Raw genomic sequence first — 16,711 nt, forward strand, 5'->3', positions numbered from 1 at the left:
TGAACGGTGCGTTCGGATCTTCGGTTCTGACAGGATGAACTTCTAATGCTTAAAAACGGTATATCGATTAAGACGCGCATTGGCTTGGCGATGGCGTTTTTGTCCGCGCTATTACTGGCACTTGGCGCGCTCGGCTTGTCCGGGATGGACAAAGCGAGCAAGGCGACCAGCGACATCTATCAGAACCAGATGCCGAGCGCGGTCGCAATCGGAATGGCGGAAAGTTATGCGGCGCGCGAGCGCCTGGCATTGGACCGGGCGGCGTTGCACGCAGGCGAGACCGATCAAACGAAGAAGAACCTCGATCGCGCTGCCGAGCTTCGCGCGCGATCCGATGATTGGTGGAAAAAGTACCTCGATCTGCCGCGCGACGCAGAGGAAGACAAGCTCGCGCAAGACGCCTCCGGCAAGCGCGAAGCGTTGCGATCGGCGATATCGGCCTACGTCGACGCGATCAACGCGAACGACCACGATAAGATCCTAAGCAGTGCCGACGGGCTGCAATCGGCTTTCGTCGCTTTGTCGAAAAGCGACGACGCGTTGAGCCAAATGCAGTTTGCGCAATCGAAGGCCGGATTCGAGGCATCCCGTTCGACTTACGAGACGTTCCGCGCGGTCACGCTCGGTTTGCTGGCGATCGCGCTCGCGGCGGCGCTCGCGTCGTACCTGACCTTGCGCGCGGCGATCGCGAAGCCGCTTGCCGACGCGCTGGCCGCGTTCGACGCGATTGCGTCGGGCGACCTGCGCCACACGATCGTCGTGCGTACGCGCGACGAAATGGGTCTCATGCTCGAAGGGCTGGCGAAGATGCAGCGCAGCCTGACCGACACCGTCCGAACCGTACGCAGCGGCAGCGAATCGATCGCCTCGGCCACCAAGCAGATCGCCGCGGGCAATCTCGATTTGTCGGCTCGCACGGAGGAACAAGCGGCATCGCTCCAAGAAACGACGTCCAGCATGGATCAACTGACCGGCACGGTCCGGCAAAACGCCGATAACGCGCGTCAGGCGAGCGCTCTGGCGGCCAATGCGTCGGAAATAGCCAACAAGGGCAACGAGGTCGTTGGCCAAGTCGTCGGCACGATGGGCGAGATCAACGACAGTTCGGCCAAGATCGCCGACATCATCACGATCATCGAAGGCATCGCGTTTCAGACCAACATTCTCGCCCTGAACGCGGCCGTGGAAGCGGCACGCGCCGGGGAGCAGGGGCGCGGGTTCGCCGTCGTGGCGGGCGAGGTTCGCGCGTTGGCGCAGCGCTCCTCGGGCGCGGCCAAGGAAATCAAGACCTTGATCGACACCTCGGTCGATCGCGTGCGCTCGGGATCGGCGCTCGTGGGCGAGGCGGGGCGCACCATGGAGGAGATCATCGCGGCCGTGCAGCGCGTGACGGACATCATGGGCGAAATCGCCGCAGCCTCGGAAGAGCAAAGCGGCGGTATCGGCGAAGTGGCGCGCGCGGTGTCGCAAATGGACGAAGTGACGCAGCAAAACGCCGCGCTCGTCGAACAGGCTTCGGCTGCCGCGCACTCGCTGCAGGAGCAAGCCGACCGCTTGCGGACGGCCGTAAGCGTCTTCCAAGTCGCCGATGACGGCGCGTCGTGGCGCTCCGCGCCCCCGTCGGCCGCCGCACCGAGCAGGGCGGCCGTGTCGAAAGCGGCGGCCAAACCGATAGCACGGCGCCCGGCGCCGGCGGCATCCGCGGCTAAGCGTCACTTTGCCACCGCCAAGTCCGGCGGCGCGAGCGCCATCTCATCCGCAACGGCGCCCACGGCCAAACCAACGCCGGCATCGGCGCAACCTGCCGAGACTTCCCTGCGCGCGGACGTGAAACCCGCCACCATGGCGCAAGCTGCGATGCCCTCGGCGGGGGGTGCTCCGGCTCCCGCTCCGGTTCGTAAAGCCCCTGTGACGATTCAATCGAAGGCCGCATCCGACGACGACTGGGAAACGTTCTAACCCCACGCTGCTAAAGGGCGTCGCTCGCGACTGCGGCGCGCGTCCGTTCGCAGACGCATCAAGGCCCGATCGGTCCCATCCGGATCGATCGGGCTTCGCTTTTCTTCCGCCCCCAAAAAAACGCTGCAATGGCGCCACACTTTGCGCGGTGTCGATCCTCCGTGATCGCTGCGCGCGCAATCATCGACCGGCACCGCGCTTTCAAAAAATACTTGTAACCGATGCGTACCTGCGTCATCGGAAACGTCAGGCCGCGCGTATACGGAGAAAGAGTGCGGAGACGGCGCACGGAAAAGGCGCATAGCCGAAGAGCGGGGCGGTTTCTCATGTTTCGCGGCGAGCAGGCACCGTACGTGCAAAGGGCCGTTACCGTGTATCGCTCGACGTGCGTGAAGACGTCGACAAGGCGGGGCCAACCATGAGAAGGGATGCCGGTATATGAGAAATGTGCGCGCTTGGAAGCGTTCGCGCACATGGCAAAACCGACGATGCGCGCAGCTTGCGTTCGCGTGGTCTACGGTTGGTTGAATGATGGATCGAATAGTCGACGCGGTGAGTGCTCGCGAGGTCGCGCCGGCAAGCGTGAACGACCAGCGCGAGCGAGAAGCAGGACCAAGATTGTAGGCGAGTGTGCTCGCATCTCCAAGTTAGGGCACACGTGTAGTGTGTAGAACCACGTAGGTCGTGAAAAAAAATTTAAAAGGGTTTAGGATGAATTCGAGCGAGGTCGTTTCGGTATAGCCACCAAGTAGACGACATCGTCCGCAGACTTCGGCGAGGAGGTAGCATGGATATTTACAGCAGCTTCGCGAACCGCTTCGAGAAAACCCGAGAGGAGGAGTTCTCGCTCGAAGAGTATCTCGCGCTCTGCAAGAACGATCCCGCCGCGTACGCGTCGGCGAGCGAACGCATGTTGACGGCCATCGGGGAGCCGGAACAGATCGACACGCGCCACGACCCCCGCTTGTCGCGAATATTCGCGAATAAGGTTATCAAGGTTTACCCAGCATTCCGCGAGTTCTACGGGATGGAGGATGTGATCGAGCAGGTGGTCGCATACTTCCGCCATGCCGCGCAGGGGCTCGAGGAGAAAAAGCAAATTCTTTATCTGCTCGGTCCGGTAGGCGGCGGCAAGTCCTCGATCGCCGAACGGCTCAAGCAATTGATGGAACGCGTGCCGTTCTATTCGATCAAAGGCTCGCCGGTGAACGAATCGCCGCTAGGGCTCTTCGATTACGAGGAAGACGGACCGATCCTCGAAGAGCAATACGGCATCCCCCGGCGCTACCTGAAGAGCATCCTGAGCCCGTGGGCCGTCAAACGTCTGCATGAGTACAACGGCGACATCCGCAAGTTCCGCGTGGTGCGCCGCTATCCGTCGATACTGCGTCAAATCGGTATCGCGAAGACGGAACCGGGCGACGAGAACAACCAGGACATCTCCTCGCTCGTCGGCAAGGTGGACATCCGCAAGCTAGAGCAATACGCCCAGGACGACGCGGACGCCTACAGCTACTCGGGCGGTCTGTGTCTCGCCAACCAGGGCCTGCTCGAGTTCGTCGAAATGTTCAAGGCGCCGATCAAAGTGCTGCACCCGCTGCTGACGGCGACGCAAGAAGGCAACTTCAAAGGCACGGAGGGTTTCGGCGCGATTCCGTTCGACGGCATCATCCTCGCGCACTCGAACGAATCGGAGTGGAAGGCATTCCGCAACAACCGCAACAACGAAGCACTGCTCGACCGGATTTTCGTGGTCAAGGTGCCGTATTGCCTCCGGGTGTCGGAGGAAATCAAGATCTACGACAAGCTCATCCGCAATTCGTCGCTCGGACAAGCTGTTTGCGCGCCGGGGACGCTCAAGATGATGGCGCAATTCTCCGTGCTCACGCGTCTGCAGGAGCCCGAGAATTCGAATCTCTTTTCGAAGATGCAGGTGTACGACGGCGAGAACCTGAAAGACACCGATCCGAAAGCGAAGTCCTATCAGGAGTATCGCGACTACGCGGGCGTCGACGAGGGGATGACCGGGGTTTCGACACGGTTCGCTTTCAAGATTCTCTCGCGGGTCTTCAATTTTGATACGAGCGAGGTGGCGGCCAACCCCGTGCACCTCATGTACGTACTCGAACAGCAAATCGAGCGCGAACAATTTCCGCCCGAAACGGAGCAAAAGTATCTGTCCTTCGTGAAGGACCTGCTCGCTTCGCGCTACGCCGAGTTCATCGGCAAGGAGATTCAAACCGCGTATCTGGAATCGTATTCGGAGTATGGCCAGAACATTTTCGATCGCTACGTCACTTATGCCGATTTCTGGATCCAGGACCAGGAGTTCCGCGATCACGATACGGGCGAGAGCTTCGACCGCGCGGCGCTGAACGCCGAGCTGGAGAAGATCGAGAAGCCGGCGGGCATCAGCAATCCGAAAGATTTCCGCAACGAGATCGTGAACTTCGTATTGCGCGCTCGGGCCGCTAACGGCGGAAAGAATCCGGCCTGGATCAGCTACGAGAAGTTGCGTGTCGTCATCGAAAAGAAGATGTTCTCGAACACGGAGGAATTGCTGCCCGTCATCTCGTTCAACGCTAAAGGGTCGGCTGAGGAGCAGCGCAAGCACGAAGACTTCGTCAATCGCATGGTCGCGAAGGGTTATACGCCGAAGCAGGTGCGCTTGCTTTGCGACTGGTATCTGCGAGTGCGCAAGTCGTCATAAACGGCAGCAGTGGGACGAGTCGTCGCGCTCGCTCAGGCGTTCGCGGGTTTGCTGCCCGCGAACGCTTGAACTCAAGCGCGGCAAGCGCCACGCGACGTGTGCCGCGCGGGCATGAGGCCTGCACCGGACCAGCGTCGTGTCGCTTTCGGAAATTAAAGCGGGAGACTGGATGTGCTTCATCAAATCATCGACCGCAGGCTGGCAGGTAAGAACAAGAGCATTGCGAACCGCGAGCGCTTTTTGCGCCGCGTGAAGAACTACATTCGGCGCGCCGTATCGGAAGCGGTGCGCGATCGCAGCATCAAGGATATTCAGAACACGCAGAGCATCACGATTCCGCGCAAGGATATCGCCGAGCCGCAATTTCGCCACGGCCAGGGCGGCCGCCGCGAACTCGTCCACCCCGGCAACGAGGAATACGTGCGCGGCGACAAGATCCCGCGGCCGAACGGCGGCAGCGGCGGTGGAGGCAGTCAAGCGAGCAACGAAGGCGAGGGGCAGGACGATTTCGTCTTCGAGTTGAGCCGCGACGAATTCATGCAGTACTTCTTCGACGACCTGGAACTGCCTCGGCTCGTCAAGACGCACTTGCTGGCGGTTCCCACTTGGAAGAACATCCGGGCGGGGTGGGCCGCGGAAGGCACGCCGAACAATATCGATGTCGTACGGTCGCTGCGCAGCGCGTTGGGCCGGCGCATCGCGCTCGGTGCCCCCCTCGTCAATCAGTTGCATGAACTCGAACGCCAGTACGAGGCGCTCTCGAGCGAGCCCGGCGACCACGCCGAGGAACTGAAGCGGCTCGAGGAAGAATTGCACCACCTGCGCGGGCGGATCTGGCGCATCCCCTTCATCGATCCGTTCGACCTGCGCTACGTCAATCGCGTCAAGCAGCCTCAGCCGTCGAGCCAGGCGGTGATGTTTTGCTTGATGGACGTCTCCGGGTCGATGGACGAACAGCGCAAGGATCTCGCGAAGCGGTTTTTCATCTTGCTCTATTTGTTCCTTAAGCGTAACTACGAAAAGATCGACGTCGTCTTCATCCGACACCATACCCGCGCGGAAGAGGTGGACGAGGATACGTTCTTTCATTCGACGGAAAGCGGAGGCACCGTGGTGTCGAGCGCGCTCGAACTCATGCGCAAGATACAAAACGAGCGGTATTCGCCGAGTGAATGGAATATTTACGGAGCTCAAGCCTCCGACGGCGACAACTGGACCGACGACTCGCCGAAGTGCCGCCGTATCCTGCAGGAGGACATCCTGACAAAGGTGCGCTACTTCGCCTATATTCAAGTCGCGCCCGAAGAGCAAAATTTGTGGCTGGAGTATGCGCAGCTCGCCATGACGGAACCTCATCTGGCGATGAAGAAAGTCGATGCCGCGGCCGATATCTATCCCGTGTTCAGGGAGCTGTTCGAAAAGCAGGTGGCGGCCTCATGAGTACTAAGCATTTGCATAACGAGTCGCGCGGCTATCAACCGGAGCGGCGCCGTCGGGGCGCGCACGAACCGCAGGCGCATGGCCGGGAACAGACGAAATCCGAGCAGCCAGCCGGCACCGACGCTCCGGGCCAGGCCGAAGCAACTTCCCCCGTTGTGGCGCAAAGGGAACCCCGTATGAACGTCGCCGACCGCAGACCGTTACCGTGGCCGTCCGATTGGACCTTCGAACTGATCGAAGAGTACGACACGCATATCGCGCGCGTCGCCGAGCAATACGAGCTCGACGTCTATCCGATCCAACTCGAACTCATCAGCGCCGAGCAGATGATGGATGCGTATGCGTCCGTCGGCATGCCCGTCAACTATCGGCACTGGTCCTTCGGCAAACACTTCCTATCGACGGAAAAGAGCTACCGGCGCGGCCAAATGGGCCTCGCCTACGAGATCGTCATCAATTCGAACCCTTGCATCGCGTATCTGATGGAAGAGAACACGATGACGATGCAGGCGCTCGTGATCGCGCATGCCGCGTATGGGCACAATTCGTTTTTCAAGGGCAACTATCTGTTCCGTCTTTGGACCGACGCGCATGCCATCATCGATTACCTCGTCTACGGCAAGAATTACATCGCCGAATGCGAGGAACGGTACGGCATGGACCGCGTCGAGGAGCTGCTCGACTCGTGCCATGCGTTGATGAATTACGGCGTGGACCGCTACAAGCGGCCGCAAAAACTCTCGCTCGCCAAAGAGGCCGCGCTGCGCCGGGAGCGCGAGGCCTATCTGCAATCGCAGGTCAACGAGCTTTGGCGCACGCTACCGTCTCACCACACGCCGCTCGCGGAAGAAGAGGAAGAACGCTTTCCGCCGGAACCGCAAGAAAACTTGCTCTATTTCGCGGAAAAGAACGCCCCGCTGCTCGAACCTTGGGAGCGCGAGGTCATTCGCATCGTGCGCAAGATCGGCCAGTACTTTTATCCGCAACGGCAAACTCAAGTGATGAACGAGGGCTGGGCCACTTTCTGGCATTACACGCTGCTCAATACGCTGTACAACCAAGGCGTGCTCGAAGACGGCTTCATGATGGAGTTCTTGCATTCCCACAGCAACGTCATCTATCAGCCCCCCGTCACCAAGCCTTACTACAGCGGCATGAATCCGTATGCGCTCGGTTTTTCGATGATGAGCGACATCCGCCGGATTTGCGAGGCGCCCACCGAGGAGGACCGCCGCTGGTTCCCGGACATCGCGGGCACGCCCTGGCTGCAAACGCTGCACTACGCCATGCGCAACTTCAAGGACGAGAGTTTTATCGCTCAATACTTGTCGCCGCACCTCATTCGCGACATGCGCCTGTTTTCCGTGCTCGACGACGATACGCGCGATGCGCTCGAAGTGTCCGCCATACATGACGACAGCGGGTATCAGCACGTGCGGCAATCGCTGTCGCGCCAATACGACATGCACCATCGCGAGCCGAACATTCAAGTCTGGTCGGTCAATACGCGAGGAGATCGCAGCCTCACGCTACGGCACTTCATGAGCGATAACCGGCACCTGGCCGGCGACAGCGACGAAGTACTCAAGCACATGGCGCGGCTGTGGCAGTTCGATGTCTATCTGGAGAGCGTCGACGAGAACGGCACGGTAAGGAAGCGGTACGACTGCCGTTACACACCGCCGGCCATCAGACTCTAGCGAGGGCAAGCGCGGCACATCACCGCGCTTGCCCCGCGTTGTCATTCCATGCGCGCTTGAGTAGGGCGCGCACATCGTCGTCTGTCGTTTCCCCGAAATCCTCATAGTGCTGGCCGACGCTGAAAAACAGCGCCGGCTGCGCGACGCATACGAAGTCGTCCGCTAGATCCTCGAACTGCGCTTCGATCCCGGCCGGGGCGACAGGCAGCGCCGCGATGATGCGTGCCGGATGACGCGCGCGCAGCGCGAGAATGGCGGCCTTCATCGTCGAACCCGTGGCGAGGCCATCGTCGACGAGCAATACCGTGCGTCCCTCGACGGAGGCTGGCGGACGATCCCCTCGGTAAGCCGCCTCTCTTCGCGTCAGCTCGGCGCGCTCCCGGGCCAGGACCGCGTCGAACTGCGCTTGTGTGACGAGAGCCGCTTCCATCGTATCGTGCTCCACATGCAACGCGCCGCCGGAGGCAATGGCGCCCATCGCCAATTCCCCATGACCCGGTACGCCGATTTTTCGGACCGGCAATACATCGAGCTCCGCGCCGAGCGCCGACGCGACTTCCGATGCGACGGGAACGCCGCCGCGCGGTAGACCCAGGACGACCGTTTGCTTACCACAGCCTTCGTTGCGCAAACGAGCGGCGAGCAAGCGCCCGGCCTCGTTGCGATCTTTGAACAGCGCGAACATAGGTCACCCCGCGCCAATGAGCGCGAACAATGCCGCCACGTTTCATTCTAGGCGGGAATTCGAGCGCTACGGTGGGCGCTTGCCTGCATCGATTCGTCAGTAGTTGGGCATACCGCAAGGGCGGCCGCCGCGTGTCACATTTGTTCAGGTTTCTCGGGTATCGGCCGCCTACCGTCAAATTGACAAACGCATGGGCGCTTTTGCGCATGCGTGCCAGATGCAACGAAGACGTATCGACGTCGCCAAGGAGTCGCCGTGCAAGACGGGCAGCAACAGGGTGGGGGAGCGCCATCGAACCGATCCGGCCGAGCGCCGAACAAGCTTGTGTCTGCAGTTCGGGCCTGGCGCCGGTCATGGAGCCTGGGTGCCGGCGGACGCCGTTCGCCTAACCAGCGAGATAGGCGTTCCGGTGTTCGAGCAAACGGCTGGGCCGCGCTGGAGGCCATCGGCGGAGAGAAGGGCGCCGAGCTTGTGAAAACGCTGCAGCGCCTTTCGCCGGCGTTTGCTCGTCTTTTGATCGAGCAGACCTATGGCGAAGTGATCAGTCGCCCCGCGTTGTCGCTGAAGGATAGGGAATTGGCGACCGTCGCGATGCTGGTCGCACTGGGTGACGTGCCGTCGGCGCTCGAGTTGCACTGTGTCGGCATGTTGCGCACCGGTTGGTCGCCGCGAGAAATGGCGGAGGTCATCTTATTCGCGGCGGCTGGCGCCGGGACTCGGTCGTTCGAAGCCGCGACAGCCGTCGCAGAACGCGTCCTTGCGAAGGACAGCACTATCGGGGACGCGCTTTCGAGCGAGCCGGGACGGGTTCCCGAGGACGTTCGACGATACGTGGTCGTGCTGTTTGACGCCTCGCGGCACGCGGACGTTTTATCGGCGCTCGCGCGCATTCGGGCTTGCGACGGGCCGCCGCTCGCCTTGAGCGATCGGCGGCTCGTGGAGTTGGCGAGAACGCTTGCGCGCGGCAACGAGCGGAGCCAGATCGCTGCGCATATCGAGCGCTGCCTGCACGCCGGATGGACACGAGAGCAACTCGTCGAGTTGCTGATGCATACGACTGTCTACGCGGGTTGGCCCTTGACGTTGAACGCATTGCAGCCTGCGGCCGCTGTGTTGGAGCGGTACACCGTGCGGCCGTAGGCGAGGCCGCGCGCCTCGCCTGCATCGATTGCACTGCCGGCGCTACAGCGCATCATGAAAAATGATGCCGACAGTGTGGCGCTGCCCTGAGCGGATGCGGCTTACGCCGTGGCGCATATTGACGCGGTAAGGGCCGCGCGTACCTTGCACGGGGCGCTGGCTAACCGCAAAGATCACCGCATCGCCCTGCTCGAGAGCAACGACTTCCGGCCGCGACTGCATCCGCGGCCGCTGTTCGGTGAGCACGAATTCGCCACCCGTGAAGTCCCTGCCGGGTTGCGATAGCAAAATCGCAACTTGGAGCGGAAACACATGCTCGCCATACAGGTCCTGGTGCAAGCAGTTGTAGTCCCCGGGCCCATATCGCAGTATGAGCGGCGTCGGACGCGTTTGACCGGCTCGATGGCAGCGATCGACGAACGCCGCATGGGTTTTCGGATAGCGAGCCTCGATGCCCATGGCCGCGTTCCAACGGTTTGCGATCGATGCTAAATGAGGATAGAGCGCCGAGCGAAGGGAGGCGATGGGCTGGGGAAGGGGGTAAGTGAAATACTTGTACTCGCCTCGTCCGAAACCGTGGCGACTCATGACGACGCGGCTTCGATAGAGCGAATCCCTATCGTAGATCCCGCTTAGCGCCTCGCATTGGGCCGGTGTCAACAGGGCGGGGACGACGGCGCATCCTTGCGCGTCGAGCCCCGCCTCGATGTCGGCCCAGTCGCCGCTCGTTAGTCTTTGAATCGTCGCATCGACAGAAGGGAAGGACAGGCTACCGCCGGTGTCGACGGCGGGAGACGGAACTCGTTTGGCGAGGGGCATGCTTGCGAATGGTTCATTGAAAGGTACGGAGTCGGAGATATTCTGCGGCAAGACGCGGCCGTTGACCCACCGAACTTTGCGCTTTTATTCGAGCGCCGTGACGGGTTACGAATCGTTTATCAATGCCTGCCGACATTGACAGGTGCATCAGTGTCCAATGAGGCGCAAATTGGCGTAATCCGAGCGGGAGGTGCCGTCATGTCGGCCGATACCGGGAAGCCAATGAAAGCGGGTCACGTGAACGTGCTGGTGGTTGTCGATACCGCGTACGTCAAGTCGACCTACGGACCGAACGAGAATGCGGCTGAGCCCCGGCACATTTCGAGCCAAAGGCAATTCATGGTCTGTACGGGAGCGGGTGCGATACGGGCGCAAGGGTCAAGTGAACTCCGATTGTCAGCCAACGTTGGGGATCGAATAGCGGTGCGCGTGACTTCGATCTGCGGCAATGCGGACGACGCGGTGATTGCCTATAGCATCAGCCAGCGCTCCGGCGCAAAAGTTTTCGGCCGGTTCAAGCAAGCGGTGGTCACGAGAGCGGCAGCCGTCCGGCCGGACCCCGACTCCCCGTATCGCAACGGCCTCCCGCCCATCGAAAGCCGAGTTGATTGTTCGAGCTTCGAATCGACCGTCATTGCACAAGGCGCGGCCGAGCTTCAACTTGCCTTCGGACTTTACGTAATTTCCGTCAATGGACAAAGTCAGAATTTATTTGGTTATTACGCGTGGAACCAATCGTTTCGCTTCGATAATTAGGTAGTTGCAACATATAGACGGCAATTTATATCGAAGCAGCTATTTAATGGCGCAATTTCGACCCTGTATACTTCGACAGGTGTATTAATCATAAAATAGGAGGAAATTGATTGCGACGGGGTTTGCGACGCACCGTCTCGCTTTTAATTAAATCCGTCGCGAAATAGGGGATGCAAATGGCCGAAATCACGTTGTCCGCAAGCTCACAGGATATCAACATCCTTGTAGTTATCGACACTGAGTACATCAAGGCCGCATATCCGAACGGGAGCAAGGATCAGAACAATCCGACCGGTATTTCGCATGATCATCAGTTCATGCTTTGCACGGGAGCGCGCAGCATCATTCGGGGCCAAGGCACGGGGGACTTGGAATTTTCCGCTTATCCCGGCGATCGCGTCTTATTCACCGGTGTATCGATTTACGACAACTCAGACGATGCCGTTATCGTCTACAACATCAGGCATTTTCAAGGAGACCAGGTATTCAATCAATTCAGCACGGACACCGTCGTCCGTAATGGCGCGGTCCAGCCGAATCCCGATTCGCCGAGTCGGAACGGTTTGCCGCCGCTGCAAAAGCCGCTGACTTTCGCGACGTTCGGGTCGACGGTTCGTCAGAGCGGGCGCGAAGGATTTGGAGTCAGCTTTGGCCTCTACACGCTCACCGGCGGGCAGAAGCAAGATCTGTTCGGCTACTACTGGTGGGATCCGTACATCACGGTTCCGGCGTAATCACACAGTTCTCGACCCGTTAGAACCGTAGATCATGCACGCCATGAGTCGCGCAGGAGCGCGAGGATTGGCGTGCGCTGTTGCGGTCGTGGTCTGAGATGGAGACGGAGCCGGTCGCGACAGACTCGAGGATAAGGGCTGCGCGACCGCCATCGATCAGGTCATGTTCGGTGTGAACGTAATTTGACATAACATGAATTATCGAACTTTTTTGTGTTAGGGCTTTTTAGTAATGTCCGCTTCTGGCTACTTAGAAATGTCCGCTTCCGAGCAGCGTAAGCTATCCGGCCGCCGAGTTCCCAAGCGCCTAACGGCTTCTATTGCGCCCTTCCCATGGGGGTCGAATAGATCGAGTCCCAACTTATCCCTGTCGTCGCCGGCATTGGAGTCCTCGAAGAAATGCACTCCGGAAGACATATGCAGTAGATCTCGGATCGAAGTTTGTCCGTACGGGTTGTCCGCCAATTCCGGCACATAGAGATCCGCGAGATCGTCTATCGAGCGTATCGAGCCTTCGGATACCGCGATTCCGATCAGCATGCCGATCACCGTCTTCGCCATCGATTGGGATAGAAACCTGTCTGAATCCTTTCGATCGTAGCGATAGTGTTCGTACAGAATCGTATCGCCGCGCGCGATGAGCAGACCGGTGACCGGATTCCGATCGAGATAGTTGTTGAGGTTGCGGTATTGGCCACCGTATGGGTACGTCAGCGTCAGTTCGCGCTCGGACGTCTTGAGCAGCGACGGGCGGCCTGCCTTCTCGATCGGATCGGCAGGCCGGACCGTGTCGTAATGGCTGTAATAGCCGACGAACTGCTTTTGCGTTCTTGCGCGACCTGATATCGGCAGCGGATAGTTTTCCGTAGCACCGTATGCATCGGCGGCGTATCCCGTATCCGAGAACACTGGGCTCGCCGGCGCGATGGCATTGGCCAACATCAGAACGCTACCGACAGCAAGTTCCTTTACATAACGCGACACATCCAACCTCCTTTTGTTAGGGCTTTTTAGTAATGTCCGCTTCTGGCTACTTAGAAATGTCCGCTTCCGAGCAGCGTAAGCTATCCGGCCGCCGAGTTCCCGGTGCTGGAGGCCCTGATGGCTGCGACAGAACGGATAACCATGACGATGCGCGAGCTGGACAGATTCAAGGTCATTCAGGATGTGGTGGACGGCAAGCTCCAGCCATGGCGTGCAGCCGACCGGCTGGAGCTGACGACGCGACAGATTCGGCGGCTCGCTGCCCGGTTTCGGGAACACGGGCCGGCCGGGCTGGTTTCTGGTCATCGAACCAAGCCCGGCAATCGTCGACTCGACGGCGATCTCGCAGCGCGGGCGCTGGCGATCATTCGGGATCGCTACGCCGATTTCGGGCCGACGCTGGCCTGCGAGAAGCTGTGGGAGTGCCACGGTATCCGGCTGGCCAAGGAAACGGTCAGACGGCTCATGACGGAGGCCGGCTTCTGGGTACCGCGCCGGCAGCGACCACCGAAGGTTTATCAACCGCGGGCACGGCGTGCATGTTTGGGCGAGCTGATCCAGATCGATGGCAGCGACCATCGCTGGTTCGAGGATCGGGCGCCAGCCTGTACGCTGCTGGTGTACGTCGACGACGCGACGAGCCGGTTGATGATGCTGCACTTTACGGCGAGCGAATCGACCTTCAGCTATTTCGAGGCCACGCGTGCGTACATTGAGCGCCACGGCAAGCCGGTGGCCTTTTACAGCGACAAGGCCAGCGTGTTTCGCAAAACGGCAGCGAGCGGGACTGGCGACAGTGTGACCCACTCTGGGCGCGCGATGTACGAGCTCAATATCGACACGTTTTGCGCCAACAGCAGCCCGGCCAAGGGGCGCGTGGAGCGAGCGCATCTGACCTTGCAGGACCGGCTGGTCAAAGAGCTGCGCCTGCGCGGGATCAACACGCTCGAGGCGGCCAATGCCTATGCGCCCTCCTTTATCGCGGCCTACAACGCGCGCTTTGCCAAGCCGCCCAAGAGCGAGTTCGACGCGCACAGGCCGCTGCGCGACGACGAGAAATTTGCTGAACGACACGCCGGCGAACCGGAAGCTGATCCACCGCTACATCGAGGTGTGGGAATCACCCTGACGGGGCGAGTCGAGATCCGCACGGAAGCGAGGCTACCAACCAAGGCTATTGGTCGTCGCTGAATTGGTGTCCTTCACCAGCCCATCGATCACCATAACCTCACCGTCTTCATGCTGACGGGCGTGATCATTTGCCGCCTGTCCTTCGTCGGCGAATCGTTCGCGCCGGTCGCCTTCGCAACGAAGCTCGACATTTGCCCTCCGCACCATACCCAAAGGACAAAATTTAATTGGAAAAATATCGAATCCCACAATACGAGTCTCACGACGCAAGATAATGAAAAGGCACAATGACGTCGAGCGGCATTGCCCTACAATTAAATCACCCCAATCAGGCACATGAAGCCGAATCCGCCCCCTCAAATATGCAGCATCAGGCGCTATCCAAATTGGCGAAAATTTCACTTAAAGGAATTCCAATGTGCGCAGCAACATCAGATGAGTCAACACCCGCGGAACAGTTCTCTCAATTGGCAGATCTTTATGAAGACATGTTTGAATGGGAATTCAGAAAATTTTTCGAAGTTCCAACGGTATTCAATGTCATCGGAAAGCCGACCGAAAAGTCCTTCATTGACTTCGGTTGTGGCGGAGGCGGATACACGCGCCTATTAAAAAAACATGGTGCCGCCTACATCACCGGTTACGAACCCACCGCTGGAATGCGAGATTACGCGCGCACGCAAGCCAGTCAAGAGAATCTAGACATAAATTACATATCAAGCATCCGAGAGCACACAAAAATAAAATACGATACGTTGCTAAGCATTTATGTCTTACCATATGCAAGTACGGTCGCTCTATTAGATGCGATGTGCGGAGAAATGGCGTCTCTTATTCGCCCAGGCGGACGCATTGTTGCCGTTACAATCAATCCTGATATCAACAGGAATCCAGAATACTACGTGCCGTATGGATTAAAATTTACCCCAGATGATGCAAGCAAGTCGGACTATGAAGATTGCAGTCGATTGAGGCTCGATTTGAACCATCGAGGATACACAGGATCAGTACATGCCTGGTATTGGAAACGATCGTCGATCGAGCAGTCTCTGAAACGCGCCGGCATCCACTCGATCAACTGGCATCATCTGCGGGCCACGGCATTCAACGCCTCGACCCCGATGCCCGAAGCTCTTATCGCATACAGCGATCACCCCCATGCAATTGTCATCGAGGGAATAGCAAAATAATACAATCGATACCACTCAAAGATTAGATGAATATCGATTTTTTCAAAAGTAACCCAGCGCCGCTCGCCGTAGAACTTGCTCGCATCGAGCCTGCAATGAAGGAGCCACCATGTCGTTAATCGAAAAAATAACTTCGATACCTTCGACCGCAAATGATCCGTACCAGCATACGACTGGTACACTCATGATGGAGATGAAGTTGGCAGGCATCCGAAATGTCAACCTCATCGCCGAGAAGATGGATTCGTTGCGTCAAATGCAACTTCGCGAAGGCATCTACGGTTTCGATTCGTTTTCGTGCCATGGGAGCGACGCTCACGCTCCCATGGCCACATCGCTAGATGAAATACCACACGATTGCACAATATGGTCAACCAACCTATATCTTGGACTAAATCGACATCCCAAGGTAATTGATCAGGTTGTCGAAGCGGTTTATCGCATGGGGACAGGTTGTGGAACTTCGGCGATCTCCGGCGGCATGAATATTTTACACCGAAAAATTCAGGCAAAACTTCAAGATTGGTTAAGCAAGGAATCAGTTTTGCTTTTTCCTACAGGCTTTACTGCGAATATGGGAGCGCTCGCGGCACTGTGCCAAGAAGGCGATCATGTGCTGATCGACAGCGAATCTCACGCCTCGATTCGGGACGGCATCAGGCTCTCACCGGCAAGAAGATGGATAGCATTCCAACATAACTCGGTAAAGGATTTACAGGAAAAACTTGAAGTATCGCAACGCGAATGTACAGGAAAAATAATCGTCGTAGTCGAATCGGTCTACTCCATGAGCGGCGACATATGCCCGCTCGCGCAAGTTTCCGCGCTAAAGCAACGTTACGATTTTCTTCTATTTGTCGATGAAGCACATTCTTTCGGCCTTTATGGCGCGGGTGGCAAGGGTCTTTGCCATCAAGAGAATATTCTGGAAAACGTCGACTTTCTTGCGTCGACTTTCTCCAAGGCAACTGCATCCATTGGCGGCTTCGTTGCAACGGAGCGTCGCTTCGCTTCCTATTTTCAATGGAGCGCCAACGCCTATGCATTTCAGGCTTGCTTTACACCCGCAGACGCAGCAGCCGTGCTGGCATCCCTCGAAGTCATCGAAAGCGACCCGACTATAGCTTTTGACTTGCATAAAAAAAATCAGTACATGCGCACTAGGCTACGCGATGCCGGTTTCGATTTAAGAAATAGCGAGAGTCCGATTATTCCGATTTATATTCCAGACACCGAAAAACTGCTGAAGATCTGCTTCGAATTGTATAAACGTGGGGTGTTTTCGGTGCCGGTCGCCTACCCCATGGTAGCGGCGAACGACGGCCGTATCCGATTCATCGTCAACGTTCGGCATACCCTCGAGCAAATTGATCGCACGGTCGATTCGTTGACTGAACTCGCCGGCAAGTACGATGCGCTCGGCACAGGCGTAGGTCGCACGTTAAGCGCCTAACTGCTACGGA

General features: G+C 58.5%; 12 protein-coding genes and 1 pseudogene. 10 read left to right on the forward strand and 3 right to left on the reverse strand.

Annotated elements, in window-relative coordinates; translation table 11 throughout:
- The first annotated feature begins 45 nt into the window (after positions 1-45).
- The 4 genes from DXT59_RS25805 to DXT59_RS25820 all read left to right on the forward strand — a co-directional run bounded on the left by DXT59_RS25805 (position 46) and on the right by DXT59_RS25820 (position 7,809).
- Positions 46-1,959: a methyl-accepting chemotaxis protein gene (locus DXT59_RS25805; RefSeq protein ID WP_116140555.1), complete on the forward strand. Its 1,914-nt coding sequence runs from the start codon at positions 46-48 to the stop codon at positions 1,957-1,959.
- 787 nt (positions 1,960-2,746) lie between these two features.
- Entirely contained in the window at positions 2,747-4,669 is a 1,923-nt protein-coding gene (locus DXT59_RS25810; RefSeq protein WP_116140557.1) for a PrkA family serine protein kinase, read from the forward strand.
- Positions 4,670-4,840: 171 nt separating this feature from the next.
- The gene (locus tag DXT59_RS25815; RefSeq protein ID WP_116140559.1) at positions 4,841-6,109 is read left to right on the forward strand and encodes a YeaH/YhbH family protein; all 1,269 of its coding nucleotides are present in this window, start codon (positions 4,841-4,843) and stop codon (positions 6,107-6,109) included.
- Complete coding sequence (locus DXT59_RS25820; protein WP_116140561.1) at positions 6,106-7,809, forward strand: SpoVR family protein; 1,704 nt, start codon at positions 6,106-6,108, stop codon at positions 7,807-7,809. The genes DXT59_RS25815 and DXT59_RS25820 overlap by 4 nt, the downstream gene beginning before the upstream one ends.
- A 19-nt stretch (positions 7,810-7,828) precedes the next feature.
- Here the strand turns inward: DXT59_RS25820 and DXT59_RS25825 are convergent, their stop codons facing one another.
- A complete protein-coding gene (locus tag DXT59_RS25825; protein WP_116140563.1) occupies positions 7,829-8,494 on the reverse strand; it encodes a phosphoribosyltransferase in 666 nt (221 codons plus the stop codon).
- A 471-nt stretch (positions 8,495-8,965) separates the two neighbouring features.
- On the opposite strand from DXT59_RS25825, the gene DXT59_RS25830 reads away from it, so the two are divergent.
- The gene (locus DXT59_RS25830; protein ID WP_162878243.1) at positions 8,966-9,634 is read left to right on the forward strand and encodes a carboxymuconolactone decarboxylase family protein; all 669 of its coding nucleotides are present in this window, start codon (positions 8,966-8,968) and stop codon (positions 9,632-9,634) included.
- Positions 9,635-9,676: 42 nt separating this feature from the next.
- Here the strand turns inward: DXT59_RS25830 and DXT59_RS25835 are convergent, their stop codons facing one another.
- Complete coding sequence (locus DXT59_RS25835; RefSeq protein ID WP_116140567.1) at positions 9,677-10,453, reverse strand: 2OG-Fe(II) oxygenase; 777 nt, start codon at positions 10,451-10,453, stop codon at positions 9,677-9,679.
- Positions 10,454-10,651: 198 nt separating this feature from the next.
- On the opposite strand from DXT59_RS25835, the gene DXT59_RS25840 reads away from it, so the two are divergent.
- Complete coding sequence (locus tag DXT59_RS25840; protein ID WP_116140569.1) at positions 10,652-11,209, forward strand: inclusion body family protein; 558 nt, start codon at positions 10,652-10,654, stop codon at positions 11,207-11,209.
- 176 nt (positions 11,210-11,385) lie between these two features.
- Positions 11,386-11,943 carry an inclusion body family protein gene (locus tag DXT59_RS25845; RefSeq protein WP_116140774.1) on the forward strand — a complete coding sequence of 186 codons (558 nt, stop codon included), beginning with the start codon at positions 11,386-11,388 and terminating at the stop codon, positions 11,941-11,943.
- A 246-nt stretch (positions 11,944-12,189) separates the two neighbouring features.
- Here DXT59_RS25845 and DXT59_RS25850 read toward each other — a convergent pair whose 3' ends face one another.
- Positions 12,190-12,927, reverse strand: coding sequence for a serine hydrolase (locus DXT59_RS25850; RefSeq protein WP_162878244.1), 738 nt, complete (start codon positions 12,925-12,927; stop codon positions 12,190-12,192).
- Positions 12,928-13,044: 117 nt separating this feature from the next.
- Between DXT59_RS25850 and DXT59_RS25855 the strand changes: the two are divergent.
- The 3 genes and pseudogenes from DXT59_RS25855 to DXT59_RS25870 all read left to right on the forward strand — a co-directional run.
- Positions 13,045-13,983, forward strand: a pseudogene (locus DXT59_RS25855) (ISNCY family transposase); the annotation flags it as partial.
- Between the two features lie 362 nt (positions 13,984-14,345).
- A complete protein-coding gene (locus tag DXT59_RS25865; RefSeq protein WP_116140575.1) occupies positions 14,346-15,248 on the forward strand; it encodes a class I SAM-dependent methyltransferase in 903 nt (300 codons plus the stop codon).
- A 109-nt stretch (positions 15,249-15,357) separates the two neighbouring features.
- On the forward strand, positions 15,358-16,701 hold the full coding sequence (locus tag DXT59_RS25870) for an aminotransferase class I/II-fold pyridoxal phosphate-dependent enzyme (protein ID WP_116140576.1): 1,344 nt from the start codon (positions 15,358-15,360) through the stop codon (positions 16,699-16,701).
- Positions 16,702-16,711 lie beyond the last annotated feature (10 nt).

This window comes from Trinickia diaoshuihuensis (assembly GCF_003390925.1).
GTDB classification, from domain to species: Bacteria; Pseudomonadota; Gammaproteobacteria; order Burkholderiales; family Burkholderiaceae; genus Trinickia; species Trinickia diaoshuihuensis.

Bases quoted from the DNA above. Each gene is read 5' to 3' on its own strand.
- DXT59_RS25870 (WP_116140576.1), top strand. From the start codon at position 15,358: ATGTCGTTAATCGAAAAAATAACTTCGATACCTTCGACCGCAAATGAT.
- DXT59_RS25820 (WP_116140561.1), top strand. From the start codon at position 6,106: ATGAGTACTAAGCATTTGCATAACGAGTCGCGCGGCTATCAACCGGAG.
- DXT59_RS25835 (WP_116140567.1), bottom strand. From the start codon at position 10,453: ATGCCCCTCGCCAAACGAGTTCCGTCTCCCGCCGTCGACACCGGCGGT.
- DXT59_RS25840 (WP_116140569.1), top strand. From the start codon at position 10,652: ATGTCGGCCGATACCGGGAAGCCAATGAAAGCGGGTCACGTGAACGTG.
- DXT59_RS25805 (WP_116140555.1), top strand. From the start codon at position 46: ATGCTTAAAAACGGTATATCGATTAAGACGCGCATTGGCTTGGCGATG.
- DXT59_RS25845 (WP_116140774.1), top strand. From the start codon at position 11,386: ATGGCCGAAATCACGTTGTCCGCAAGCTCACAGGATATCAACATCCTT.
- DXT59_RS25810 (WP_116140557.1), top strand. From the start codon at position 2,747: ATGGATATTTACAGCAGCTTCGCGAACCGCTTCGAGAAAACCCGAGAG.
- DXT59_RS25865 (WP_116140575.1), top strand. From the start codon at position 14,346: ATGACGTCGAGCGGCATTGCCCTACAATTAAATCACCCCAATCAGGCA.
- DXT59_RS25825 (WP_116140563.1), bottom strand. From the start codon at position 8,494: ATGTTCGCGCTGTTCAAAGATCGCAACGAGGCCGGGCGCTTGCTCGCC.